Consider the following 25,057-nt stretch of genomic DNA (forward strand, 5'->3'; position numbering starts at 1 on the left):
TACACAAAATACTTGACGTTACCTAAAAAAAGCATCTTCTCTCCTGTTACAGCTTTTAAAAATTTAGTAAAGAAACCGGAAACAGTTCGCTATCCGGCAGAGTCAAATGATGCTGCTAAAAGATACAGGGGTTTTCATATTAATGATTTAGAAGAATGTATCGGCTGTTCTACCTGCCAGGAAGTCTGTGTTAATGATGCCATTTCGATGGTGGAAATGCTGGATGTACCGGCTGAGGAAGGACAGCGAAATGAAAGACCCCAGATTGATTACGGCCGCTGCTGGTGTGGACTCTGTGTTGATGTCTGTACCACCGGTTCTCTGGAAATGAGCCGGGACTACAGCTATATTGACCTGGACCCTGATACATTTATAGTTACTCCGGATCAGCATGATATAAATAAAGTTGAACATCCACTCGGATATTTAAGAGATGAAAATTCTGATCTCTTAGATTTAAAAAGAATTGACATGGAAATGCTGGAGCCGGAAAAAAGAGTCGATTCCTTTATAGAAATTGTAGAAGGTTTTTCTAAAGAACAGGCGGAAAAGGAAGCTTCTCGCTGTGTGGAGTGTGAAATCTGTACTGAAACCTGTCCTGCCAATATGAATATTCCCCAGTATATCAGAGGAATTTTTGATGAAGACTTAGAAGAATCTCTGCAGCAGATTTATGAGGATAATCCACTACCTGAGGTCTGCGGCCGAGTCTGCACCCATAAATGTGAGGGAGTCTGTGCAATCTCCCACCGGGGTGAAGCAGTCTCTATCCGCTGGCTGAAGCGCTATGCAGTCGACAATGTTGATTCTGCCGACTACAAGAAAATTTTAGGAACAGAAAAAATTGAACAGAATAATAAAAAGGTTGCTGTTGTTGGAGCCGGTCCTGCCGGACTTTCTGCTGCCCACTATTTAAGTGTAATGGGTTATCAGATAACAGTTTATGAAAGTAAAGAAAATGCCGGCGGGATGATGCGCTATGGAATCCCTGAATACCGCCTTCCCTATGATGCCCTGGATAAAGACATTAATTATATTAAGAGTCTCGGGGTAGACTTTGTTTTTAATACCAGGGTTGGCGGGGATATTACTTTAGATGAGCTGCACGAGCAGTATGATGCAGTCTTTGCAGCCACCGGACTTCACAACGGCCGCAGCACCAGAGTACCGGGAACTGACAACAATAATGTCTATCAGGCTGTTAACCTGCTGGCAGACATTGCCCGCGGTAAAGAAGTTCCGGTCACCAAAAACTTAGTAGTTATTGGTGGGGGTAATGTAGCGATGGATATTGCCCGCTCCATGGCCAGACTGCAGATGGATAAGTATGGTGAGGTAAATATTACTGTTACTTCTTTAGAAACTGAAGATATTATGCCTGCTGACCAGGAAGAAATTGAAGAAGCCCGGGAAGAAGGAGTAGTCTTTAAACCCGGTCGCGGTCCTAAAGAAATCGAAGTTAATGAAGACGGCTCACTGGCTAATTTATGTACCAACTGCTGTGTTTCTGTCTTTGATGAGGAAATGAATTTCAACCCTACTTTTGATGACAGTGATATTGAAAATTACGAATGTGATATGGTAATCGAAGCTATTGGTCAGGGTGGAGATAATTCCTATATTGACGACCAGTTTGAAATTGAATATGCTGGCCCCAGAATTAAGATTAATGACTACAGCCAGACTTCAGTTGACTGGCTCTTTGCCGGTGGTGACATTGCCCGTGGTCCAGATGTAATCAATGCTATCAGAACTGGACATGATGCAGCTGTCGGTATCGATAAGTATTTAAATGATGAATTATAAATAATAGCAGCTAATATCTGCTGCCTAAGAACTAGAAAAAGCTTGAGCCCTTCTATTTTAAGTTTAGAAGGGCTCTTTTGCATTATAGTTGTCAGTCTAACCATAAAATGCTTTATCTATTTTATTTAAGTTTGCTCAAATCAAATGGTGTTTCCTGGTAGACATAATAGTTCAGCCAGTTGACAAATAAGAGATTGGCGTGACTGCGCCAGCGCATAATTATTTCTTTTTCCGGATCATCATCCCGGTAATAGTTTTTAGGAGGATCCATTTTCATTCCTTTATTAATATCCCGCAGATATTCGTCCTGCAGGCTCTCCCTGTCATATTCTGAATGTCCGGTAGCAAAAACCTGTCTTCCATTTTTACTGGCTACCAGGTAAATCCCAGACTCCTCTGATTCAGATAAAATCTCCAGCTCATCTACTTTTTCAATATCTTCTTTCCTGACCTCAGTATGCCGGGAATGGGGAACAAAAAATAAATCATCAAAGCCGCGCATTAACTTAACATGTTTTTTGTTTTTATAATGAGGAAAAACTCCAAACATTTTTTCCTCCAGAGGATATTTAGGTACTCCATAGTGGTGATAAAGCCCTGCCTGACTTCCCCAGCAGATATGAAAAGTGGAAAAAACATGGTGTAAACTCCAGTCCATAATTTTCTGCAGTTCCTCCCAGTAATCAACTTCTTCAAATTCGAGTGTCTCAACTGGAGCTCCGGTAATAATCATCCCATCATATTTATTATCTTTAATTTCTTCAAAGGTATTGTAAAATTTAATTAGGTGCTCTTCAGATGTATTTTTAGAATTATGGCTGGCCGGATGCATCAGGTCAATGTCAACCTGCAGGGGTGAATTTCCGATCAGGCGTAAAATCTGGGTTTCTGTTTTGATTTTAGTCGGCATTAAATTTAAAATTAATATTTTAAGTGAGCGGATATCCTGATGGGTTGCCCGCGATTCTTTCATCACAAATATATTTTCATTTTCAAGGGTTTCTACTGCTGGTAATTCATCCTGAATCTTAATTGGCATTTCTTCTCACTCCTAGCTTCTTAACTTTTAAAAGTTTAAATTCTATAATTTCAGGAAAAAGCTTCTCAGTTTTGAATCAGAGAAACTTTTTCCATTAAATATTATGCAATGATTATTTATTTTTGAGCTGCTGTTAAAGCCTGATCTAAATCAGCTATAATATCTTCAACATCCTCAATGCCTATTGAAAGTCTAATCAGTTCTGGCAAAACACCAGTTTTCTTTAAGTCTTCATCACTAAGCTGCTGGTGGGTTGTGCTGGCTGGATGAATGGCCAGAGATTTTGCATCACCAACATTGGCCAGATGTAAAAAGAGCTGAAGCTGATTGATAAATTTCTCGGCCGCTTCTTTTCCGCCCTTAATCCCAAAAGCTATCATACCGCCATTACCATTTTCTAAATATTTTTGAGCATTTTGATATGAGTCATGGCTGTCCAAACCGGGATAACTTACCCATTCTACCCGCTGATCAGCTTCTAAAAATTCTGCTGCTGCCTGTGCATTTTCTGAATGACGCTGCATTCTAAGCCCCAGTGTTTCCAAGCCAGTGATTGTTAAAAATGAGTTGAAAGGGCTGGGTGCACTACCTAAATCTCTTAAAAGCTGAACTCTCGCTTTAGTAATAAAAGCAGCTGCGCCAAATTCTTCCTGAAACTTAACCCCATGGTAACTTGGATCAGGTTCTACAAGACCGGGAAATCTACCGGTATCCCAGTCAAAATTACCACTGTCAACTATAACTCCACCAATTGAATTACCGTGACCGGCTATGTATTTAGTGGTTGAATGAATTACAATATCGGCTCCATATTCAAATGGGCGACAGAGATAGGGAGAAGCAAAGGTATTATCAACTATCAGCGGTACTCCAGCCTCATGTGCAATTTCAGCCAGCCTCTCAAAGTCAGGAACTGATAAAGCGGGATTGCCGATTGTTTCCACATAAAGAGCCTTTGTCTGCTCATTGATTGCTGCTTTAAAACTTTCCGGATCTTCAGAATCAACAAAAGAAACATCTATTCCCATATTTTTAAAAGTATGTTTAAAGAGATTGTGAGTTCCTCCATAAATAGAGCTGCCGCTTACTAGATGGTCTCCATTATTGCAGATAGTTAAAAGGGCAATTACCTCTGCTGCCTGACCTGAAGAAACTGCCAGAGCTCCTACTCCTCCCTCCAGAGCTGCAATTCTTTTTTCCAGAACTGAATTAGTCGGGTTCTGAATTCTAGTGTAGATATCTCCAGCTTCTTTTAAAGCAAATAGATCTGCTGCATGGTCTGTGTCCTCAAAAGTATAAGAAGTAGTCTGATAAATAGGTACTGCTGCCGATTTTTTGTTCTGATCTGCCTCGTAGCCTGCGTGTAGTGCCAGTGTGTCAAATTTAAATTCCATTTTATTTCCTCCTCGAATTTTCTCTACTTGATTTTTAAAATTTCTTGCTTCTAACAATAAAACTTGAGTGATCACTCTCCTGCTTCCTGCTTATAATAAGTTTAATAGATACAAAAAATCCCACTACCTAAAAAATAGGAGTGGGTAATTTACTTACTCCTTATCTCTCAGGAATCTTCCTGCTGGAATTAGCACCGGGCAGTAGCTAACTGCTGGTTGCCGGGTTTCAAAGGGCCAGTCCCTCCACCTCTCGCGATAAGTTTTATTGTTTTTTATAACTTTAACATAGATAAGTAATTCTGTCAAGAAAAGATTTTTGAAAATTCGCCTTTAAAAATTTGATTATCAAATCAGATCAAATCACAAGACAGGTCTACCAGTTCAAATAATCATAAAAATCATTACCCGGCACTAGATCACCGAGCACAACTTTTCTTTTTGCACCAGTAGCAGCCGGCAGATTATTACTTCTCCCCTTCATGGTCTGATAGCCGAGCACTGCAAAGGCGATTGCTTCTTTTGCTTCACTGCTCTGCCCCAGATCTTCCAGAGTTATAACTTTAACTGCTGCAGATATTTCTCTAACAGCATATTCTCTAATTTTCTGCATCAGATAATTATTGTAGCTGCCGCCACCGGAGATAATTATTTCATCAATTTCGGAATTTAAAAATCTCTGGTAAGAATCAACAATTGCTCTGGCTGTAAATTCAGTAATCGTGGCAAGAATATCATTATCACTCAGCTCAGACTTTTTCGCTCGAGCAATTACTTTTTTAGTATATTCTTCCCCAAAATCTATTCGGCCTGAGCTTTTGGGAACTTCTTTTTTGATAAAAGGATGCCCCATTAAATAATCTAATAATTTTTGACTGCACTGGCCCCGAGCTGCCATTTCCCCGTCCTGATCAAAATCTTTTTGATAATCAGTCAGAATTTTAACAGTATAATCAATCATCATATTTCCCGGTCCATTATCACTACCCCGCACTTCACTTACAGCTGCCCCGGCAGGAAGATAGGTATAATTAGAAATCCCACCAATGTTCTGCAGCACTCTATTTTTATTCTGATCCTGATAGAGCAGATAATCCACATAGGGCACCAGAGGAGCTCCTTCCCCACCTGCAGCCAGATCCCTCATTCTAAAATTGTAGACTGTGGTGATTCCACTTCCTTCTGCAATAAAAGGAGCAGCTCCAATCTGCAGGGTAACCGGCCTCTCTTCAAGATTATGATAAATTGTCTGGCCGTGGGATGCAATCAGGTCAATATCTACTGCAGAATAACCCGATTTCTCAATCAATTTAAAAACTGTTTTGAGAGACTTCTCTCCAATCTCAATATTTAATTCTGCAATTTCTTTAACCCTGCTTTTTTTATAATCTGCAGCCTTTAAAATCTTATTTTTAAACTCGCGCTCATAGGGCAGAGAAATAAAATCAAGCAGCTCAACTTCTAAATTGTTTTCTGCTTCTGAAATATCTACTAAAGCAGCATCAATTCCATCAACTGAGGTTCCTGACATTAACGCAATTACTTTTTTACTCATCCTGATATTAATAAAAGTTTCTAAAATAATCAGCAGAAAACTTTTATTAAATCTCACCTCTTTCTATTTAATACTTACCGGCAGTTTCCCCTGAGCTTCAATTTTTCCTCTGACTAAATCAGCAGCAGCTTTCTGGCTGGCCGGGCTGTAATCATAAGTTGTGATAAATGCCTGAACCTGATCCAGATATTTAAAATCATAGGGATTGCGGAGTGCTAAAACTAAAACATTATAGTCTGCAGCCAGTTTTTCTGCAATATCTGCCTGGCTTCTGTTTACTGCCGCATTATAGGTACAGACAACAACTAAATCACTGCCGTTTAATTTTTGCTCAGCAGCAGCACTCAACTGATTAGCTTCTAAACTAAGATGTTCGACTCGATTTAGGTCAGTTTTTAAATAATCTAGAAATAAATTGCTTTTTTCTCCTACATCCTCAGCCAGTGAAACCCTGCCCATTTTAAAATCAATTACACTGATCTTTTTTTCTTTAATATTTTTAAGGGGTAAAACACCCTCATTTTTAACCATCGTCACTGATTTTTCGGCAATTTCTCTGGCAACTTTCTGGTGAGCAGTAAAATTAATTTTATTTTCATCCGCCTCTTTCAGCTCAGCCAGCCTGATTCTTTTACCTTTGAGGCTTAAAATTCTTTTTACAGACTGATCTATCCGTTCTTCACTAATCCGGCCGCTTTTAACCGCTTTCAGCACAGCTTCAATTGCATTTTTCTGCTTTTGATAGCTGTGAGAAACTAAAACGGTGTCACTGCCAGCTTCTATAGTTCTAACAGCTCCCTCTACAGTCCCAAAAGTATTAACTATTGCATTCATTTCCATACAGTCAGTAATAATCAGGCCCTCAAAGCCCAGCTCTTTTCTTAATAAATCAGTTAAAACTGCTTTAGAAAGTGTTGCCGGGATCCCCTCTTCCTTTTCAATTGTTGGAAAATATATATGGGCTGTCATAATACTGTCTACTCCAGCTTCAATTGCCTTTTTAAATGGATATAATTCAACCTGATCCAGGCGGCTGCGGGAATGCCTGATCACAGGTAAATCCAGATGAGAATCTACTGCTGTATCCCCGTGACCGGGAAAGTGTTTTGCTGTGGCAGTAACTCCCTGTGACTGCAGACCTTCAATATAAGCAGTTCCCAATTCAGCAACCAATTCTGGATCCTCACCAAATGAGCGGACACCAATTACCGGATTATCCGGGTTATTATTTACATCCAGATCAGGTGCCAGGTTAACATTGATCCCTAAATTCTTTAGTTCATCACCTACTGCTTCTCCTGCCTGATAGGCAAGTTTCTGATCAGCAGCAGCCCCCAGAGCCATATTACCGGGAAAATGAGTTGCTCCTTTTAACCTGGTTACTGTACCACCCTCCTGATCTGCCGAAATAAAAAGCGGCAGCTTTGCTCCAGAGTTTAGGGCCAGGTCCTGCAGCTTATTTGAAAGCTCTGCCGTCTGAGCCGGGTTAACAATATTTCTGCTGAAATAGATCACTCCTCCAACATGGTAATTCTCAATCATATCCTTAATCTCAGCATCTACTTTAGGACCCGAAAATCCAATCTGAAAAAGCTGTCCTACCTTTTCTGCCAGAGACATCTCTGCAATTTTATGCTCCATTAGTAAATCTCCTCCTCTATTTAAAAAATTAATAATTTTGTTTTCTGAGCTTTCTGCTCTCACTGTCGGAATCAAAAAGAAAATAAGTAAAAGAAAAATTGAGCTGAAAATTAGCTGTTTTTTCATTTTAATTTTCTAATTCCCGTAAAGCCATAAAAACAGCACCATAAGCTGCAGATTTTTTTGCCTTATAAATTTCCAGCTCATAATTTTCCCTTAATTTTTCTTTTAATAACTGATAAAAATAACTGCTTTTGATTAAACCACCAGCAGCAGCTATTTTATCTTCCTGATAATCAAGTTTTAAGAGCGCTGAATGGGCAAGGATTGCCAGCTCAGCTGCTGCCTCCTGACAAATTTCCAGTGCAGCCGCATCTCCATTTTGAGCTAAATCAAAAACTGCCGGTGCTAAAGCAGCTATTTTTTTCCGGGGCAGCTGCTGCTGATAAATAAAGGGAATTAGTTCTTCTAACTTGCTGAAATTAAAATGCTCTAAAATTAGATTTTTCAGCTCTGTCTTTTCAGCTCTCATCTCTTCTGCTCTCACAGCCTTTTTTGCTGCCTCAAGTCCTATCCAAAAACCGCTTCCTTCATCACCGATAATTGGTCCCCAACCACCACTTCTAATCTTAGCTCCATTTTTCTTTAAACCGTAGGCGATTGACCCTGTTCCTGCGATTAAAACAGCTCCCGTGCTGCCCCCAGTAGCTCCCAGCAGAGCAATATGAGCATCACTGCAAAAAAAGAAGTTTCTAGAATTCATTATTTTTCCCATTTCTCTTTCAATTTTCACCAAGTCTTCTCTGCGGCCGGCTCCAGCAAGACCAATCCCTACTGCCTTTAAGCGGCTGATACCTGCTCTTTTTTTGGCCTGCTCTAAAGCCAATTTTATTTCTCTGCAGGCGGCCTCTAAGCCAACAACCTGATAATTTGCAGCTCCAGTTTGGGCTCGAGTAATTATTTTATCTTTTTCAGTGTCCACAATTATACACTCTGTTTTACTACCTCCGGCATCAATTCCGGCTATTAACATCATATCACCTCAAAATTATATTTACTTTAAAACCGCTGCAATTAAATTGTGCAGTCTTGGTCTGAGAGAAATAATATCCACATTATCTCGGGTGGGGTGAACTCGGTTGGTTAGAAAAACCACTCCCAGCTCCAGCACCGGGTCAATCCAGATTGAAGTACCGGTAAAACCAGTATGACCATATGCCTGATCTGAAAATAGAATCCCACCAGAAGAGCGAAAGTTATTTCTGAGGTCCCAGCCTAAAGCTCTATTTTGATTTAAGTCTGCTGTCCAGTTCTGCCGCATGCTCACAATAGTTAAAGGACTAAATACTGTCTGATCCTGATAACTCCCATTATTTAAGAGCATCATTACAAATTTAGATAAATCCTTATTATTTGAAAAAAGTCCGGCATGACCGCTGATCTCTCCCAGAGAATAAGCATTTTCATCATGAACTTCCCCGACAATCATCTTATTTCTCCAGCTGCAGTATTCTGCAGCAGCGATATCATCTGCAGCAGCCTCAAGATTCGTCAGCGGTTTATAGGAAGTATTATCCATTCCCAGAGGCGAAAAAAAGTACTGCTGACTGAACTCCTGCAGGGACATCCCACTCACCCGCTGAACCAGTTCTCCCAGCAAAATAAAATTAGGGTCACTGTAATTAACAAGCTCTCCTACCTCATTCTCTAAGGGCAGATCCAGGATATACTTTATTTTCTGCTGATAATTCATCCCCTGATCCCAGAGCTTTACAATCGCCTGGTAGCCAGAGCTGTGGGTTAAAAGATGAAAAATTGTTATTTCATCTTTATCAGCAGGCAGTTCCGGAAAATATTCCTTAATGTAATCATATATATTTATCCGACCCATTTCAACTAATTTCATAATTGAAGAAGTTGTAACAATTACTTTGGTTAAAGATGCCAGACCAAATATAGTGTCTGACTTCATTTTTCTCTGCTCAGGCTGCAGCTGGGCAGAGCCCAGATGAGTCCTGTATAAAACTTCGTTTTTAGAAACAACAGAAAGTGCTGCTCCCGGAAAAGATCCTTTTTCTAACTCAGATTCTAAAAGTTCTCTAACTGCTGAAAAATCAAGCTTATTATCCATTTATTCTGCTCCTAATTAATATTTTATCCAGAAAGATTTCAATAAAGCAAATATTCTTTTCGGCTTTCTTTAAATTGATCCAGCTCCCGCTTCCAGTCTGCTAAAATATCTCTAACAGCATAATCCTGATCAATCTTTTTTCTGACCTGATCTGTCCCCATCAACAAATCAAAGAAATACTTCTGACTGTCTTTTGGCGGCTGCAGCCACTCTGTCTCTTCAGGATAAAGTTTGAAAAGAGTTTTAATAATAGTTAAAGCTGAAAGATATGAACCAACTTTTTCTTCCTCACTAACTAAAATTTGAACTCCACCACATTCTTGGCCCTGATGCTTGGAAGCTGCAGGAATAAAATAGACCGGTCTGAAGCGTAAACCCGGCAGCTTTTTATTTTCCAGCTCTCTGCTTAAGAGCTCCGGCTCAATCCAGGGAGCTCCAAAATATTCAAAGGGGTTGGCTGTTCCTCTGCCTTCAGAAATATTTGTTCCCTCCAGCATACAGCTGATTGGATAAACCTGAGCTGTCTTGAAATGGGGAACTGCAGGTGAAGGTGGAATCCAGAACAAATCATCTTCACTCTCGGGTTCTGCAAATGTCTCTCCCTGCCAGCCTGAGCATTTAATTACTTCCAGCTCAGCATTTAAGTTAAACTCCTGATTTGCCCACTGCGCCAGCTCACCAAAGGTCATACCGTGCCGGTGGGGAAGTGGATAAAGACCGATAAAGGATCTGAATTCAGGCTGAACAATATTACCCTCAAGCTTTCTCCCCAGAGGGTTGAGACGATCCAGAATATATAATTTGAGATCATTTTCTCCACAGCTTTCTATAGTATAGAGCAGGGTTGATAAATAGGTGTAAAATCTGAGGCCCAGATCCTGAATATCAAAAACTAAAGCATCAAGATCTCTGAGCATTTCTGCTGAAGCCTTTTTATTGTCTCCATAGAGACTGATCATTTTTAGCCCGGTTTTAGAGTCAAGCTGATCTTCCACTTTGTCTCCTGCAGCAGCATTACCTCTAACCCCATGTTCGGGACCAAATAATTTGACTAAATTAATCTCCGGCTCTTTGGATAAAATATCGATAGTACTTTCTAAATTAGAGCTTAAACCGGTATGATTTGTTACTAATCCCAGCCGCTGGTCTTTTAATTGATCCATTTTTCCAGCAATAAGATTATCAAGACCACTTCTGTATTTACTCATTTAAGATCACCATTACTTTTTAGTTTTTAAAAACTTATGAAAATAATTTACCTGGTGCATTTAAACAGAAAAATTTAATCAACTGCAAAGGGATCGATTGCATCCCGCATTGCATCACCAACAAAGTTAAAGGCAAGAACTGTCACAATAATAAAAATTCCGGGAGCTAAAATCCAGGGACTGCTTTTTAAAACTGACATCTGCTGGGCCTGTTTTAAAAGTAATCCCCAGCTGGTCATTGGTTCTTTGATACCGAGCCCTAAAAAACTCATTGAGCTTTCAGCAAGTATCATCCCCGGAAAAGAAAGAGTTGCCGCCACAATTAAATAACTCATTGTGTTGGGTAAAATATGTCTGAACATTATAGAGCGGTCACTTGCCCCCAGGGCTCTGGCAGCATCAACAAAATCCTTATCTCTGTAGCTTAAAAACTGACCTCTGACAACCCGGGCAATTCCCGTCCAGCCGATAAAGGAAAGTACAGTTACTATTCCAAAATAAATTTTTACTGAAGACCATTCAGGTGGCAGAATCATACTTAAAGCAAGCCAGATCGGGATTCTTGGAAAAGAGCGGAGGAGTTCGATAAACCGCTGGATTAAATTATCAATCCAGCCGCCATAATAACCGGAGATCCCACCCATAATTATTCCAATCAAGAAACTTAATAAAATACCAAAAAGACCGACACTTAAAGATACCCGGCCGCCGATTAAGGTCCTGGCAAATAGATCTCTGCCAAAACGGTCAGTTCCCATTAAAAATAGTTTTGAATCTGCTCCTTCTTCTAAACCAAATAGATGTAAATCTGTTTCAAAAAGACCCAAAAGCTTATATTTTTCTCCCCGAACTAAAAAGTGGATAGGATATTTGACCTCTCTGTTAACCTGATATTCAACTGCAAAAGTTACCGGGTCTCTACCCTTTTCCAGCTTGTAAACAAAGGGGCGGAGGCTGAAGTTACCCTCCTGATCGATAAAATGAATTTTAGTTGGAGGAGCATATGTATATTCTTCATTTTTCTGCAGCATATTGTAGGGAGCAATAAATCCACCAAAAATTGCTGAGAGATAAATAATGATTAAAATTACCGCTCCAAACATTCCAATCTTATGTCTTAAAAATCTGCGAACTATTTTTGCCTTATAGCTCACACTTTTATCTAATTTATTAGTTTCTGTCTCTATTTTTTCATTCTGCTTATCCATCTATAAATCCTCCTCAATCAAGTCGAATCCTGGGATCAACCAGTGCCAGCAGTAAATCAGCTATTAAATTACCGATTAACATCATAAATGCTGAAAACATCAAAAAGGTCATAACCAGATACTGGTCCTGGTTGATCAGGGCATCATAAAAGAAAGGCCCCATTGTCGGCAGGTTTAAAACAATCGCTGAAATAATTGTACCACTGATTAGTTTTGGCAGCTGCATCCCAAACATTGAAATCAGGGGATTAATCGCATTACGAACCGCATGCTTATAAATAACCACATTCTCATTCAGCCCTTTTGCTCTGGCGGTCTGTACATACTGCTCCCCCAAAATATCAAGTAGGTTTCCCCGCATCTGTCTTAAAATACCTGCCATTCCAGCTGTTCCAATTGCAATTAAAGGAATCCAGATATGTTTTAAGAGGTCAATCACCTTGGCAATGCTCCAGGGGGCACCGATATACTGCTGGGAAAACAAGCCGCCGACCTCTGTTCCTCCCATAGATAATACTAAATACATTAATAATAAGGCCATAAAAAAGTTGGGAACAGAAATACCAATAAAGCCGATAAAAGTAAAAACATAATCAAAAATAGAATACTTGTGGGTTGCCGAAAAAATTCCAATCGGAATTGCAAGGACCCAGGTAAATAAGATAGTGCTGCCTGCAACAACTACAGTCCAGCCCATTCTTTCCCAGATTAGTTCTGCTACCGGGCGCTTATAGGCAAATGAATAACCAAAATCACCTTCGGTAACTATTCCTTTAACCCAGGTTAAATACTGCATATATGTAGGTTGATCAAGCCCCAGTCTTGCTCTAAGATTTTCAACAGTCTCCGGTGAAACTCTTGGATTACTAAAATACTGACTTCCAAATTCCCCTGGCTGCAGCTTAATAACTGTAAAAGATAAAATTGAAATTAAAATCATCAGGGGAATCATATACAAAAAGCGCCTGAGTATATAATTCATCATCTTAATCTACTCCTATATAAATATTATTAAGAATCCGGGCAGGGCTGAGCCCCCCCGGAAGTTTTAATTATTATAGTTTTTAAACTATTTTTTATAAACTGTGTAATTTACTCCAACTATGATGCCGTTATCATTTACATAATAGTTGCCAACATTATCCTGGACTGCAGAAAGATCCATTCCTTTAGTAATAAAGATTACAGGTAGTTTCTGAGCATTAATCAGCTGCCATCTATCATAATATTCTCTTCTGGCCGAATGCTCCATTGTAACCTGACCTTTTTCGAACATCTCAAAGATCTCTTTTTCCCAGTCAAACATGTTTTCCATTACTGGCTGGTCATTTTCGCCCATTGTAGATAGATGCCAGTAATATAATGCTCTACCTGGCTGCCAGATAGCTTTTCTAAACTGAGGATCAGGCTGATTACCAAAAGCCATAACCATTGATTCGAATTCACCGGCAAGAGCCTTATCGAATACTAAACTACCCTTAATCAGATTTAAGTTAACCTTAATTCCAACTTCCTCCAGATTATCTTTGAGTAAAGAAGCAATATCTACTCTATCCTGAGAATCAACAGCAGTAGTTAAAGTAAATTCAAAATCCTCACCATCTGCAAGTTCTCTAATTCCATCACCATCAGTATCTTCATAACCTAAGTCATCTAAAATAGTTCTGGCTTTTTCGAGATTAAAATCGCGTCTGAGCTCTTCAATTTCTGGATTATAAAACGCCTTATTTGTTGGAACTACGGGCATCCCAGATTCTATTGCCAGTGTATTATATACATCATCAATAATTCGCTGTCTGTCAATTAAATGAGCCATTGCCTCTCTAAACTCAAGGGTTCTAAAGGCTTCTCTCAGCTCTTTATCAGCGATATCGAAGTTAAAAGAAAGGTGAGTTGGACTTGGAGTTGGGTTAACAGGCTTACCTGTTAATACTTTAAAATCTGCTCCATCAACTTCCTGCTGTTTTAACATCGGAAAATCTTTTCCACTAATTGTCAGCTGATCAATTTCGCCAGCCTGGAACTGGGCCAGCTGTACTTCACTATTTTGAACAAAAACATAAACTAGTTGATCTACATATGGAAGCTGGTTGCCCTCACTATCATAGCGCCAGCTATTTGGATTTCTTTTAAGTACCAGTTTTTGATCTACAGAATACTGATCAATAGTGAACGGTCCTGTACCAACAATCTCAGATAGCTCTGTTCCTGTTGACCAGGCTTCATTAATTGCTCCAGGATTTTCTGGATCTAAATGTTTGGCCAATTTATGCTCAGGTGCGATTGGTGCCTGAGATAAAATCTTCATAAAAGGACCATATGGTGCAGGTAAATTAACTTCAACTGTATATTCATCAACCTTTGTAAACTCTACCATTTCTCCTTCAATTTCATAGCGGCTTACTTCATTCGCCTCTGCGTTAGGGTTTAAAGTAAGGTTATTGAAAGTAAAAATTACATCATCAGCATTAAACGGCTCATCATCAGACCATTTAACACCTTTACGTAAATTTAAAGTTACAGTAGTTCCATCATCACTATATTCCCAGCTTTTTGCCAGACCAGGTTCAATTTCTTTAGTAACTGGATTTGCCTCAACTAAAGAATCTAAAACATTGGTCATAATAGAAAAAGTTGACCAGTCAATAGCTCCATAATAGTTAAAAGTCTGTGGGGCTGAGGTAAGAGAAATAACATATTCTCCACCATATTCGCCAATTTCTCCAATCAGACTGTCACTTACTACTTTTCTTTCCAGTTCCTGAGCGCCAACTGTAAAGGAAAGCCCTAATACTAAAACTAAGATCAATGAAAGACTAAAAAATTTCTTCACGTCAAAATCCCCCTTAATATTTTAGTTAATCACTTTTTTTAAAACACCATCATTTTCAGCCAGTAATTTCTGGGCCTCTTTTAGATCCACCCCCTTTTCATACATAATTACTGCTTCTTTCAATTCATAATTTGCTCTTTTTAAATATTCTGCTGCAATCTGATTTTCAGCAGCAGTAATAATCTTAAAGATATTTTGAGCCCGACTGCGGAGTTTATCATTTGTTGGCTGTAAATCAACCATTAAGTTAGAATAAACCTTTCCCTGTTTGATCATTACAGTTGTTGAAATCATGTTTAAAATCATCTTTTGAGCTGTACCAGCTTTCATTCTGGTTGAACCGGTTACAACCTCTGGCCCCACAATGACCGCCATCTCCATTTCTGCTGCTGCAGCCAGAGCTGAATCCTGATTGCAGACTAAAGCAGCTGTAAAGGCTCCCTCTTTTCTTGCTGCCTCTACGGCGCCAATAACAAAAGGAGTTTTGCCGCTAGCAGCAATTCCTACCACACTATCATTCGGACTGATTTCATAACTTCTAATTTTTTCTGCTCCCAGTGCAGCATTATCTTCAATATCTTCCTGAGACCGAAACATTGCCTTTTCTCCTCCAGCTAAAATACCAATCACTCTTTCTGGGCTGACACTAAAAGTAGGTTTACACTCTACTGCATCCAGAATCCCAAGCCTGCCGCTGGTTCCAGCTCCGACATAAAAAAGTCTACCTCCTTTTTGCATCCGGGGAGCAATCCGGTCAATAACCTGCTGAATTTCAGGAATTATTTTATTTACCGCTGCTGCCACTTTTTTGTCTTCCTGATTAATTATTTTTAAAACATCAGCAGTCGGTAATTCATCAATTTGATAAGTATTTGGATTTCGCTGTTCAGTTATCCTCTTTTCCATATTTTCTGCCATATTCTTACCCCCAAAATTATTTAATTCGACTGTCCTGCATCACTACTCTGGTTTTATCTAAAGCTTCTAAAGTTTGATCATACTTATCAGCTGCAGCTCCTAAAAACAGCACATCTATTACAGCCAGCTGAGCCATTCTGGAAGCCAGAGCACTGCCCCGAAAAGGAGTTTCTTTAGAAGAAGTTAATAAAATAGTATCAGCAATCTCAGTTACAGGTGAACCCATATTCGAAGTAATGGCCATTATTTTGGCACCGGCATTCCTGGCAATATTTAGTGATTCCATTAACTCTCTTGTTCTACCGGAATCAGAGATAGCCACAACCAGGTCTTCTGCTGATAAAAGGGAAGCCATCGTCTTCTGACGGTGATTGTCAATTAAGGCTTCAGCATTGTAATTTATTCTTTTAAATTTTAGTTCACTATCTTCGGCTACAATTCCTGAGGCGCCAAAACCAAAGAAAAATATTCTTCTGGCATTGATTAATAAATCAATAGCTTCTTTTATGTTTGACTGTTTTAAAAGCTTTTTTGTATTCTGAAATGAATGATCATAAATTTGAAAAATCTTATCTATAATCTCTTCTATCTCATCATCAGCTTCTATTTCTCCATAAATTCGCTCCTGTTCCCCACTCTGCTCTACCTGGGCCAGCATAATCTTCAATTCCTGATAACCGGAATAGCCAATATGCTGACAGAATTTAACTACTGTTGCCTCACTTACATCTGCAGCCCGGGCCAGCTTAGTGATCGATAGATGTATAACCTCCTCGTAATTATCCAGGATATACTGAGCTACTCTCTTTTCCGCCGGTTTTAACTGTTCTAAATAACTGTTAATCCTCAAAATACCATGAGGAAATTTTCTTTTTGCATTCATCAAATCACATCCTAATAATTCATTAAAATTTTCTCACTATTTACTATATTCAAGACATTAATAAAAAATCCTTCTTAATTTTATTAAATTAGTAAAATAATTTTATTATTGTCTGTAAAGCAGACATCTAACCCGGTGCTTTTCATTGATCTGATACATCTCCGGCAGCTTTTTTGAACATTCCGGCATGGCTTTAGGACAGCGGGGGTGGAACCTGCAGCCTGAAGGTGGATTAACCAGACTCGGTATTTCTCCCTGAGTTGTCAGCTTATTTTCCTTAAAGTCTTTTTCCGGCTGTGGGGCAGCAGATCTGAGCAGCTGAGTGTAGGGATGATAGGCATTTTGAATAATCTCATCAGCCGGTCCCAGCTCCATCAGCATTCCGGCATACATAACTCCAATTCGATCTGCGATATAACGAGCACCTGCCAGATTATGAGTTATATATAGGTAGGAGATATTATCCCGGTCTCTGAACTTTTTAATCATATTCATAATAATAATTCTAATTGAAACATCTAACATTGAGGTCGGCTCATCTGCTAAAAGTAAAACCGGCTCTACCGAAATTGCTCTGGCAATATTAATCCGCTGCAGCTGACCACCTGAGAGCTCATGGGGGAATTTATCAATAAACTGCTCTGGCGGCTCCAGACCTACCTGAACTAAGACTTCTTTAATCTTGGCCTCCAGCTCACTTCTCTCTGCCAGCCCGTGGATCACGAAGGGCCTCTCTAAAATTCCCCTGATTGTATGAGTTGGATTTAAAGCGCCAAAGGGGTCCTGAAAAATCATCTGCACATTTTTGCGGTATTCTAAATTATTTTTCCTAACTTCCTGACCATAAATTTCCTGACCGTTGAAATAAATTTCACCTGAAGTAGGGCGGTGCAATTTTGCAACCACATTGGCAGTTGTTGTCTTTCCACTACCCGACTCTCCTACAATTGCCAGAATCTCTCCCTGATATAAAGAAAAGGAGATATCATCCATGGCGTGAACATATTCTTCTTTTCTGCCAAATTTTTTGACTGGAAAATGCATCGAGACCCTGTCCAGTTTTAGTATTTCCTTATTCAAGATTATCACTTCCCTGATATAAATAGCATTTCACCTGATGCTCATTTTCTAGTTCTTTAAACTCCGGCATCTCAGTTTTACAGATTTCCATTCTTTTTTCACAGCGCGGATAAAATGGACAGCCGGCCGGAGGATTTAGAAGATCAGGCGGCTTGCCCTCAATTCCACTCATTTCTTCAATCTCCCCGGTCAAAGGAGGAAAAGAATTCATTAAACCTTTGGTGTAGGGATGAAGTGGATTGGAATATATTTTAGCTGCCGGTCCAATCTCTAAAATTTTACCGGCATACATAATCGCCAGTTTATCTGATATTTCAACCAGCAGTGAGAGATCATGGGTAATAAAGATAATTGAAAAATTAAATTCACTGCGCAGATCCTCAATTTTTTCGATAATATTTCGCTGCACAACTACATCCAGGGCAGTTGTCGGCTCGTCCATAATTACCAGATCCGGATTTAAAATCATGGCCATTGCAATCATTACCCGCTGTTTCATTCCTCCAGAAAGCTGATGAGGGTAGGCATCCAATCTGTCTTTTTGAATATCAACCAGCTCCAGCATTTCCTCTGCTCTTTTCCGGGCCTCTTTTTCTGAAATTCCTTTTTGATGGGCTTTTAAGGCATCAATTAACTGCTCACTGATCTTCATCACCGGATTTAAGGCATTCATTGCCGACTGAAAAACCATCGACATCTTCTGCCAGCGAAACTGCTTAATTTCCTTAGCAGAGAAGTCAACCAGATTGTCGCCTGAAAAGTTAATCTCACCGGAAAATATGGCCCCATTATCCTCTAATAAATTCATAATTGAATAAGCAAGAGTTGATTTGCCGCAGCCTGATTCGCCTGCAATTCCAATCAGCTCTCCTTTTTTAAGCTCAAAGGAGACATCATTTACGGCTAAAACTCTGCCCATTTTGGTTTGATAACCTGCTATTAAGTTCTGGACTTCTAATAATTTATCTGACATTATATCTACCTCTTTCTAATTTTCGGGTTTGATATCTCATCGATGGCAAAATTCATTAGGGCAAAGGAAGTTCCCAGTAAACCTATAAATAATCCGGGAGGTAAAAACCACCACCAGGCATTATAGAGTAAAGCTGCATTGTTCTGGGCCCAGTAGAGCATAGTTCCCCAGGTAACTGCTGAGATATTTCCGAGACCGATAAATTCTAATGTTGCCTCACCAATGACTGCTGCGATAGTTGAAGTAAAAAAGGTTGCCATAACTAGAGAAATAATATTGGGTAAGATTTCTCTAAAAACAATTACCAGCGGTTTTTCGCCCAGGACCTCAGCCACTTTGACAAATTCTCTTTCTCTGACGGTTAAAACCTGAGAGCGAATTACTCTGGTTCCCCAGGCCCAGCCAGTAAAGGAAAGTACAAAGATAATTGGCCAGACACCTCGAATTGTAATATAGGAGGCAATTACTATAATCAGCGGCAGACTGGGTATAACCAGAAAAATATTATTGATAAAGGAAATAATGTCATCGATAACTCCACCGTAGTAACCTCCCAGCAGACCAAGTGTCAGGGCAATAAAGGTTGTGATCACCCCGGTTACAATTCCCACCATTAATGAAAGTCTGGTCCCATAAATTAAGCGAGAAAATATATCATAACCCGCATGACTGGTTCCCAGAAGATGTTTGGAAGATGGTGCAGCTCTAAGCTGAAATTTACCTTCCTGATCACTGCTCTGTTTGGGATGATAGGGTGCAATTAAAGGAGCAAAAACCGCTATGAAAATAAAAATGGAAAGAATGATTACTCCCAGCAGAGCTTTGCGGTTTGTTATAAATAATTTTAGCATGTCTTTTATCATTTTTTAGCACCATCCCTTACTCTTGGATCTAAGATCATAATTACTATATCGGCTATAAAGTTGGAAAATAAAACTCCGAGAATGATAAATAAAAATATCGCCTGTAAGAGGGGATAATCCTGCTGCTGTACTGCTTGATAGAGCATAAAACCTACTCCAGGATAGGAAAATACCATTTCAGTTAATAAACTGCCTCCGATTACAAAACCTAAAGCCATGGCAAAACCTGAAACTGAAGGCAGGATGGCATTTTTGGCTGCATACAAATTTTTAATTCTGCTCATTGATAAGCCCTTTGCTTTAGCAACTGTTATATAGTCTTCTGCCAGAACATTGATCATATTATTGCGGATGGTTAAAATCCAGTAGCCCATGGAAGTAATAGTAATTGTCATTCCCGGTAAAATACCGTGATAGAGAATAGACTTTATGTACTCCCAGCCATCTGCAGGCATTAAACCTACTTTTGTAGCTCCACCCAGCGGAAAAATAGGGTTATTAAAGGCTAAAAAATAAACTAAAATCAAACCAAACCAGAAATAGGGAAATGATCGAATAAACAGAAATAAGCCGAGCACTGCATCGGAAATTCTGCTCTTCCGCTTCCAGGCCAGAGTAATTCCAATTAAAGTTCCAAAAAGAAAACTTAAAACTGTAGAAATTCCCATTAAACCAATGGTCCAGGGCAGTGCTTTCCTTAAGACATTCCAGACCGGAGTAGGATAATGGCTGATTGAAATTCCCAGATCACCGTGTAGTAAATCGATCAAATAGTCTTTATACTGAATAATTATATTCTTATCAGTTTCCAAACCAAAGGCATTGCGCACTGCATTAATTGCTGCAGGTTCAAGACCTTCCAGCCTCTGAATTAGAATTGTTGCTGGATCTCCTGGCATCAAACGCGGCAGCATAAAATTTATTGTTAGAGCAATAAAAATTGCAAATACAAGCCAGAGTATCCGCCGCAGAAAATATTTCATCTTCTTCCTCCTCATTTTAAAAAATAATTTAATTTTTTGCTGTTTTAAAATTATTTTTGCTAATATCTCGCACCATTAATCTGAACAAACCCCCGACTTCAATCGAGGGTTTGTCAGAAACTTAACTAATCTTTTTTATTTTAGCTTTATCTTAAAAAGCTTTATTTCTATTTATTCAACAGGCTGTAAGTTTAAGAATACAGGCATCTTAGCCATTCCTGCTGTAGAAGGTGCAGTATATGGATCTTCTTCACTTGGCCAGCCGACAAAGTTTCTGGTAGAATATTCAAACCAGACAGGATTGAAAAAGAGTGGTACCATTGGTGTATCATCCAGAAATTCTGAAACAATAACATTTAATAGTTCAATCTGTTCAGCCTTATCTGCTGTTTTACTGTATTCTGCTATTGCCTGGTCAACCTCTTCATTTCTGTATCTAACCTGCGAATGACCTGTTGCTGCTTCCCCAATTGGTGCATAGTGGCGGGAAGGCAGAATATTATTGAACTGATAATAAGGTGAAAAACCAGAATTGGTATAGTCAATCGACAGCTTATAATCTCCATTAATTATATTATCATTAAATGGTGAAGGCCAGGACACCTGTCTTACCTGGGCATCAATACCAATTTCATTCAGCTGAGTACTAACTGTTTCTACTGCTGTAATCCAGTCTGTCCAGCCAGTAGGTACATAAAGCTCAAATGAAAGTTCTTCTCCATCTCTAGCCATAATACCATCATCATTTTTGCTGTAACCTTCTTCATTCAACACTGCTTCTGCTGCTGCAGGATCAAATCCCCAGTTATTAGCAAGGGTCACATCAGTTAACCAGTCCATATAGCCCATCTTGACACCACTGTGGTGAGCTGGAACTGCTCCTGAATTCATAATTGTAGTAATTTCTTCCTGATCGATGGCCATCGCTAAAGCTCTGCGGACATTTCTGTTAGAAAACGGCTCTTTACCATTATTTAAATTAAGATATACAATATTACCCTCCGGCAGCCAGTAATGATTGTGTTCTGGATCTCTCTGAACAAAGGTCTGCTCAATATTAGAAATGAAGTAGGTACCCCAGTCAACTTCACCGGAGATAATCTTCATTGCAGCCTGAGAGTTTCCAGTTGCACTAACATACTGAACTCCATCTACATAAGGAAGTGGCTCCCCATCTTCACCCAGCTGCCAGTAGTCAGGGTTACTTTTCAATCTATATGACTGCTCGGCAAAGGTGCCTTCTTCAAACATAAAGGGTCCTGTTCCTACAGGATTTTCATTTCCACTCCACTTCGAAGGATCTTCTACATCCTTCCAGATATGTTCAGGTACAATATAGATACTTCCGACCTGAGGAATAACTGTAGTATTAACTCCATCAAAAACAAATTCTACTGTATAATCATCAAGCTTATTAACTTCTTCTAATCCCTGGCCCCAGATTCCAGCAAGGTCAAGTGCCTGATCTTCTTCAGCCAGTTTGAGAGTAAAAATAACATCATCAGCATTAAACTCTTCTCCATCATTCCATTTTACATTTTCTCTTAAATTAAATCTTAGAGTTTTAAGGTCTTCTGACCACTGATAGCTTTCTGCCAGCCAGGGCTCAATTTCTCCCTTATAGGAGTTGGCAAAAACTAAAGTTTCATAAAATCCACCAAAGGTTGAGTGAAGAGCATTTGGAGAAAACGGATTAAAGTTCTTTACTAAAACCCCCTGCTTACTTGCTGTAACATTAACAATTCCACCTCTATTTACTTCCTGCGCCATTACTCCTGCTGTCACTGTTAAAAGTAAAAATGTAATCATTAAAAAAATTAATTTTTTCTGCACTAAAATTACCTCCTGTTTAAGTTCTAAAGAATAATTAAATTAAAAATTTTTAAAAAACTGAAATCTCACCCCCGGCATTTTGTCCTCTCTATTTACTTATATTCAACAGAATAATAAAATTTCCTTTATTTTTTTGAAAATTGTTAAAATAATTTTACTGTGATGATAAAAAAATGAACCTGCTGCTTTATACCACCTCGATCAGATTATATATATCTTCAATTCCCAGGCCATTTTTAGCAGGGAAACTAATCTCAGGTCCATTGATGATCATCCCACCAACAACAGGATCTTCTGCCAGATATAGGGGAGCATCCAGATCAAGTCTGGTGATATTCTTTTTAGCTGCTGCCAAATGAGCTGCTGCAGTTACAGAAACTTTTGCCTCCAGCATACTACCGAGCATTACTTCTATTCCATAGGCTTCTGCAATGGCATTAATTTTTAAAGCATTGTAAATCCCACCGGCTTTCATCAATTTGATGTTTATCAGATCACAGGCCTGCATTTTTAGTAAACGGAGACAGTCCTGAGCACTAAAGAGACTTTCATCTGCCATCACTGGAGTCAGTACATTGTCTCTGACAAATTTAAGGCCCTCATAGTCTGCTGCCTTAACCGGCTGTTCAATTAATTCTGGATTCAGATTTTCAGCTTCCATAGTTTTGATAATCGATACAGCTTTTTTTGGCTGCCAGCCCTGATTTGCATCAAGTCTAATTTTAATCTGATCTCCAACTGCTTTTCGGACTGCTCTAAATCTTTCCAGATCTTTTTGATAACCCTTACCAACCTTTAATTTTAAAACCTGATAACCATCTTTAACTGCCTGCAGTGCGTCTTCTTTCATTTCAGCAGGAGAATTGACACTGATTGAGAGATCAGAGACGAGCTTATTTTGATAGCCTCCAAGAATTTTATAGAGCGGCACCCCTAATTTTTGGGCAAAAAGATCATAAACTGCCATTTCTACTGCCGCTTTGGCACTGTTATTATTGACTGCAGACTCTTCAATTAAAAAATGTATTTTTTCTATATTTTCAATCTCTTCATCAATTAACAAAGGCTTAATTTTATTTTTAATAATTCCCCTGATGCTCTGGTTAGTATCTCCAGTAATTACAGCTGTCGGCGGCGCCTCTCCAAAACCCACCTGGCCCGTATCGGTTTCAATTTTGATTATTGTCTCTGCTGCAGTTTTGACAGTTCTTAAGGAAGTTTTAAATTCTTTTTTAAGTGGTACATTTAATGAAAAAATTTTAATGTCTTTGATTTTCATTCTAATCTCTCCTTTTTTAGCTGGTGATTTTTGTAGCCGTAGAAAATTTTTCTAAATAACTGAGCTGTTCACTTTTTAAAAATTGTTCTAGATCCATTATAAAAACACTCCTGATTGACTTTGCCTGCAGTTTTCCTCTTTGATCGAGCTCCCCATAACCGGAAGCTGCATGAATCAAATAATTCTTCCCTGCTGACTCTCCCAGATAAAGCATAATATGGCCCGGCATATGTAAAATGTCACCCGGCTTTAATTTTTCTAAAATAATTTTTCTTGCTTTTAAATCTCCCCTAAAGATTTGCTTTGCAAACGGGATCAATTTTTCCTGTAGATCAGCATTGCGGGGAAACTCAAAACCAAAAGTTCTGAAGATATCCATAATAAAGCGGGAACAGTCTCTTCTTTTAACTGCACCACCCCAGTCATATCTTTCTCCCAGCATTTTAAAAGCCTGTTTGATAATATTTTGCTGATTAAATTTAAGAAATCCCAGGTTGAGATCTCTGGCTGAGGCCACTATTCCCTGTTTTAGTTCTAAATAACCTCTGTCATCCTTTGTCGGCAGCCAGACTAAATAGTTATTTAAATTAGACTGAGCATGGGGGTGGGCGGCTGGAATTTCGCTTATGCCTGAATCCTTAACCAGCGGTATTTTATCCCCCATCTGAAAAAATAGATTGGCTGTCTCCGGGGCAAAGGGATTTGGCTCAGTTTCAAGATAGCTTTCTCTGACTACTAAAAACTGATCAGTATTTAAATAATCTCTGGCAGTTTTTAGATCCTCAGTTAGGGCAATATTTTCTTTTTTAACCCAGCCGGTCATCAATTTTGCTTTGATATAAAAATATTTTCGGTCACTGCTTTCATATAAAATCAGCAGGGGAGTACCAGGCGAAAGAGCTGTCAGCTGCAGCAGATCCTGATCACCGCTGAATTTTTCAGAGGCAAAAACTTCTTCTGTCGGCAGGGCTCTAACAGCTGATCTCCTGATCAAAATTCCGCTCTCAACCTGATTGCCCTCTTTAACTGAATTAAGATTACAGTTAGCTATAATCTTTTCTTTTGTTTTTTGAGCCAGCAGCTCTCCTCTTAAATTAAAATAATCTCTTTTAGGATCAATTTTTCTACTGAAAGTATTTCTAATCATTTCTTTCAGCTCAGATTTTTGATAACTCTCTGGGACAGATTCCAGATTAAAATAATAATCAGTAAAATTATTTTCCTCGGCTTTAAGAGCAGTTTTATTATTAATCTCTTCAACTTCTTGATAGTTTAAAATGCTCTCAGCTGCTGAATCATTAAGCCAGAATTCAGCTTTTAACATTTCTTTTTTGACACTGGGGGCTAAATTAATTTTCACAGATAAAAACTCCTTTAAAATTATTTTCTGATGTTTAAAGATAATCACTATTCTGATATTTCATTCCAAAAAT

Annotated in this window: 20 protein-coding genes and 1 riboswitch; of the genes, 1 reads left to right on the top strand and 19 read right to left on the bottom strand. The window is 39.0% G+C overall.

The window, feature by feature from the left end; all coding sequences use genetic code 11:
* Positions 1 to 12: 12 nt before the first annotated feature.
* The gene (locus C8C76_RS03805; protein ID WP_108138803.1) at positions 13 to 1,806 is read left to right on the top strand and encodes an FAD-dependent oxidoreductase; all 1,794 of its coding nucleotides are present in this window, start codon (positions 13 to 15) and stop codon (positions 1,804 to 1,806) included.
* Between the two features lie 121 nt (positions 1,807 to 1,927).
* Here the strand turns inward: C8C76_RS03805 and metA are convergent, their stop codons facing one another.
* The 19 genes from metA to C8C76_RS03900 form a co-directional block, all read right to left on the bottom strand.
* Complete coding sequence (gene metA / locus C8C76_RS03810; RefSeq protein WP_108138805.1) at positions 1,928 to 2,845, bottom strand: homoserine O-acetyltransferase MetA; 918 nt, start codon at positions 2,843 to 2,845, stop codon at positions 1,928 to 1,930.
* Between the two features lie 116 nt (positions 2,846 to 2,961).
* The gene (locus C8C76_RS03815; protein WP_108138807.1) at positions 2,962 to 4,239 is read right to left on the bottom strand and encodes an O-acetylhomoserine aminocarboxypropyltransferase/cysteine synthase family protein; all 1,278 of its coding nucleotides are present in this window, start codon (positions 4,237 to 4,239) and stop codon (positions 2,962 to 2,964) included.
* Between the two features lie 157 nt (positions 4,240 to 4,396).
* Positions 4,397 to 4,501, bottom strand: a riboswitch (SAM riboswitch).
* Between the two features lie 111 nt (positions 4,502 to 4,612).
* The gene (locus C8C76_RS03820) at positions 4,613 to 5,791 is read right to left on the bottom strand and encodes an anhydro-N-acetylmuramic acid kinase (RefSeq protein WP_108138923.1); all 1,179 of its coding nucleotides are present in this window, start codon (positions 5,789 to 5,791) and stop codon (positions 4,613 to 4,615) included.
* Positions 5,792 to 5,854: 63 nt separating this feature from the next.
* Entirely contained in the window at positions 5,855 to 7,432 is a 1,578-nt protein-coding gene (gene nagZ / locus C8C76_RS03825; RefSeq protein WP_219909361.1) for a beta-N-acetylhexosaminidase, read from the bottom strand.
* 127 nt (positions 7,433 to 7,559) lie between these two features.
* Positions 7,560 to 8,465, bottom strand: coding sequence for an N-acetylglucosamine kinase (locus C8C76_RS03830; RefSeq protein WP_181248144.1), 906 nt, complete (start codon positions 8,463 to 8,465; stop codon positions 7,560 to 7,562).
* A 21-nt stretch (positions 8,466 to 8,486) separates the two neighbouring features.
* Positions 8,487 to 9,563, bottom strand: coding sequence for a serine hydrolase domain-containing protein (locus tag C8C76_RS03835; RefSeq protein ID WP_108138811.1), 1,077 nt, complete (start codon positions 9,561 to 9,563; stop codon positions 8,487 to 8,489).
* A gap of 38 nt (positions 9,564 to 9,601) precedes the next feature.
* Positions 9,602 to 10,771 (bottom strand): exo-beta-N-acetylmuramidase NamZ family protein, encoded by a 1,170-nt coding sequence (locus C8C76_RS03840; protein ID WP_108138812.1) that lies wholly within the window; start codon positions 10,769 to 10,771, stop codon positions 9,602 to 9,604.
* 74 nt (positions 10,772 to 10,845) lie between these two features.
* Positions 10,846 to 11,979, bottom strand: coding sequence for an ABC transporter permease (locus C8C76_RS03845; RefSeq protein WP_108138814.1), 1,134 nt, complete (start codon positions 11,977 to 11,979; stop codon positions 10,846 to 10,848).
* Between the two features lie 13 nt (positions 11,980 to 11,992).
* Positions 11,993 to 12,964, bottom strand: a complete 972-nt coding sequence (locus tag C8C76_RS03850; protein WP_108138816.1) for an ABC transporter permease — start codon at positions 12,962 to 12,964, stop codon at positions 11,993 to 11,995.
* Positions 12,965 to 13,048: 84 nt separating this feature from the next.
* Positions 13,049 to 14,812: an ABC transporter substrate-binding protein gene (locus C8C76_RS03855; RefSeq protein WP_108138818.1), complete on the bottom strand. Its 1,764-nt coding sequence runs from the start codon at positions 14,810 to 14,812 to the stop codon at positions 13,049 to 13,051.
* A 21-nt stretch (positions 14,813 to 14,833) separates the two neighbouring features.
* Positions 14,834 to 15,730, bottom strand: a complete 897-nt coding sequence (gene murQ, locus C8C76_RS03860) for an N-acetylmuramic acid 6-phosphate etherase (RefSeq protein ID WP_108138820.1) — start codon at positions 15,728 to 15,730, stop codon at positions 14,834 to 14,836.
* A gap of 16 nt (positions 15,731 to 15,746) precedes the next feature.
* Positions 15,747 to 16,613 carry a MurR/RpiR family transcriptional regulator gene (locus C8C76_RS03865; RefSeq protein ID WP_108138822.1) on the bottom strand — a complete coding sequence of 289 codons (867 nt, stop codon included), beginning with the start codon at positions 16,611 to 16,613 and terminating at the stop codon, positions 15,747 to 15,749.
* A gap of 105 nt (positions 16,614 to 16,718) precedes the next feature.
* Positions 16,719 to 17,693: an ABC transporter ATP-binding protein gene (locus C8C76_RS03870; protein WP_108138824.1), complete on the bottom strand. Its 975-nt coding sequence runs from the start codon at positions 17,691 to 17,693 to the stop codon at positions 16,719 to 16,721.
* On the bottom strand, positions 17,686 to 18,666 hold the full coding sequence (locus C8C76_RS03875; RefSeq protein ID WP_108138826.1) for an ABC transporter ATP-binding protein: 981 nt from the start codon (positions 18,664 to 18,666) through the stop codon (positions 17,686 to 17,688). Before C8C76_RS03875 ends, C8C76_RS03870 begins: the two co-directional genes overlap by 8 nt.
* Before the next feature lie 5 nt (positions 18,667 to 18,671).
* Positions 18,672 to 19,529: an ABC transporter permease gene (locus C8C76_RS03880; RefSeq protein ID WP_108138828.1), complete on the bottom strand. Its 858-nt coding sequence runs from the start codon at positions 19,527 to 19,529 to the stop codon at positions 18,672 to 18,674.
* Complete coding sequence (locus C8C76_RS03885) at positions 19,526 to 20,512, bottom strand: ABC transporter permease (RefSeq protein WP_108138830.1); 987 nt, start codon at positions 20,510 to 20,512, stop codon at positions 19,526 to 19,528. Before C8C76_RS03885 ends, C8C76_RS03880 begins: the two co-directional genes overlap by 4 nt.
* A 171-nt stretch (positions 20,513 to 20,683) precedes the next feature.
* A complete protein-coding gene (locus tag C8C76_RS03890; RefSeq protein ID WP_108138832.1) occupies positions 20,684 to 22,345 on the bottom strand; it encodes an ABC transporter substrate-binding protein in 1,662 nt (553 codons plus the stop codon).
* Between the two features lie 187 nt (positions 22,346 to 22,532).
* Positions 22,533 to 23,624 (bottom strand): mandelate racemase/muconate lactonizing enzyme family protein, encoded by a 1,092-nt coding sequence (locus tag C8C76_RS03895; RefSeq protein WP_108138834.1) that lies wholly within the window; start codon positions 23,622 to 23,624, stop codon positions 22,533 to 22,535.
* Between the two features lie 16 nt (positions 23,625 to 23,640).
* The gene (locus C8C76_RS03900) at positions 23,641 to 24,984 is read right to left on the bottom strand and encodes an NlpC/P60 family protein (protein ID WP_108138836.1); all 1,344 of its coding nucleotides are present in this window, start codon (positions 24,982 to 24,984) and stop codon (positions 23,641 to 23,643) included.
* Positions 24,985 to 25,057: the final 73 nt, after the last annotated feature.

The sequence above is a fragment of the Halanaerobium saccharolyticum genome, from assembly GCF_003053565.1.
Classification (GTDB): domain Bacteria; phylum Bacillota; class Halanaerobiia; order Halanaerobiales; family Halanaerobiaceae; genus Halanaerobium; species Halanaerobium saccharolyticum_B.

Bases quoted from the DNA above. Each gene is read 5' to 3' on its own strand.
- C8C76_RS03845 (WP_108138814.1), bottom strand. From the start codon at position 11,979: ATGGATAAGCAGAATGAAAAAATAGAGACAGAAACTAATAAATTAGAT.
- C8C76_RS03815 (WP_108138807.1), bottom strand. From the start codon at position 4,239: ATGGAATTTAAATTTGACACACTGGCACTACACGCAGGCTACGAGGCA.
- C8C76_RS03875 (WP_108138826.1), bottom strand. From the start codon at position 18,666: ATGTCAGATAAATTATTAGAAGTCCAGAACTTAATAGCAGGTTATCAA.
- nagZ (WP_219909361.1), bottom strand. From the start codon at position 7,432: ATGGAGCATAAAATTGCAGAGATGTCTCTGGCAGAAAAGGTAGGACAG.
- C8C76_RS03835 (WP_108138811.1), bottom strand. From the start codon at position 9,563: ATGGATAATAAGCTTGATTTTTCAGCAGTTAGAGAACTTTTAGAATCT.
- C8C76_RS03895 (WP_108138834.1), bottom strand. From the start codon at position 23,624: ATGAAAATCAAAGACATTAAAATTTTTTCATTAAATGTACCACTTAAA.
- C8C76_RS03880 (WP_108138828.1), bottom strand. From the start codon at position 19,529: ATGATAAAAGACATGCTAAAATTATTTATAACAAACCGCAAAGCTCTG.
- C8C76_RS03840 (WP_108138812.1), bottom strand. From the start codon at position 10,771: ATGAGTAAATACAGAAGTGGTCTTGATAATCTTATTGCTGGAAAAATG.
- C8C76_RS03865 (WP_108138822.1), bottom strand. From the start codon at position 16,613: ATGAATGCAAAAAGAAAATTTCCTCATGGTATTTTGAGGATTAACAGT.
- C8C76_RS03830 (WP_181248144.1), bottom strand. From the start codon at position 8,465: ATGTTAATAGCCGGAATTGATGCCGGAGGTAGTAAAACAGAGTGTATA.
- murQ (WP_108138820.1), bottom strand. From the start codon at position 15,730: ATGGCAGAAAATATGGAAAAGAGGATAACTGAACAGCGAAATCCAAAT.
- metA (WP_108138805.1), bottom strand. From the start codon at position 2,845: ATGCCAATTAAGATTCAGGATGAATTACCAGCAGTAGAAACCCTTGAA.
- C8C76_RS03850 (WP_108138816.1), bottom strand. From the start codon at position 12,964: ATGATGAATTATATACTCAGGCGCTTTTTGTATATGATTCCCCTGATG.
- C8C76_RS03820 (WP_108138923.1), bottom strand. From the start codon at position 5,791: ATGAGTAAAAAAGTAATTGCGTTAATGTCAGGAACCTCAGTTGATGGA.
- C8C76_RS03885 (WP_108138830.1), bottom strand. From the start codon at position 20,512: ATGAAATATTTTCTGCGGCGGATACTCTGGCTTGTATTTGCAATTTTT.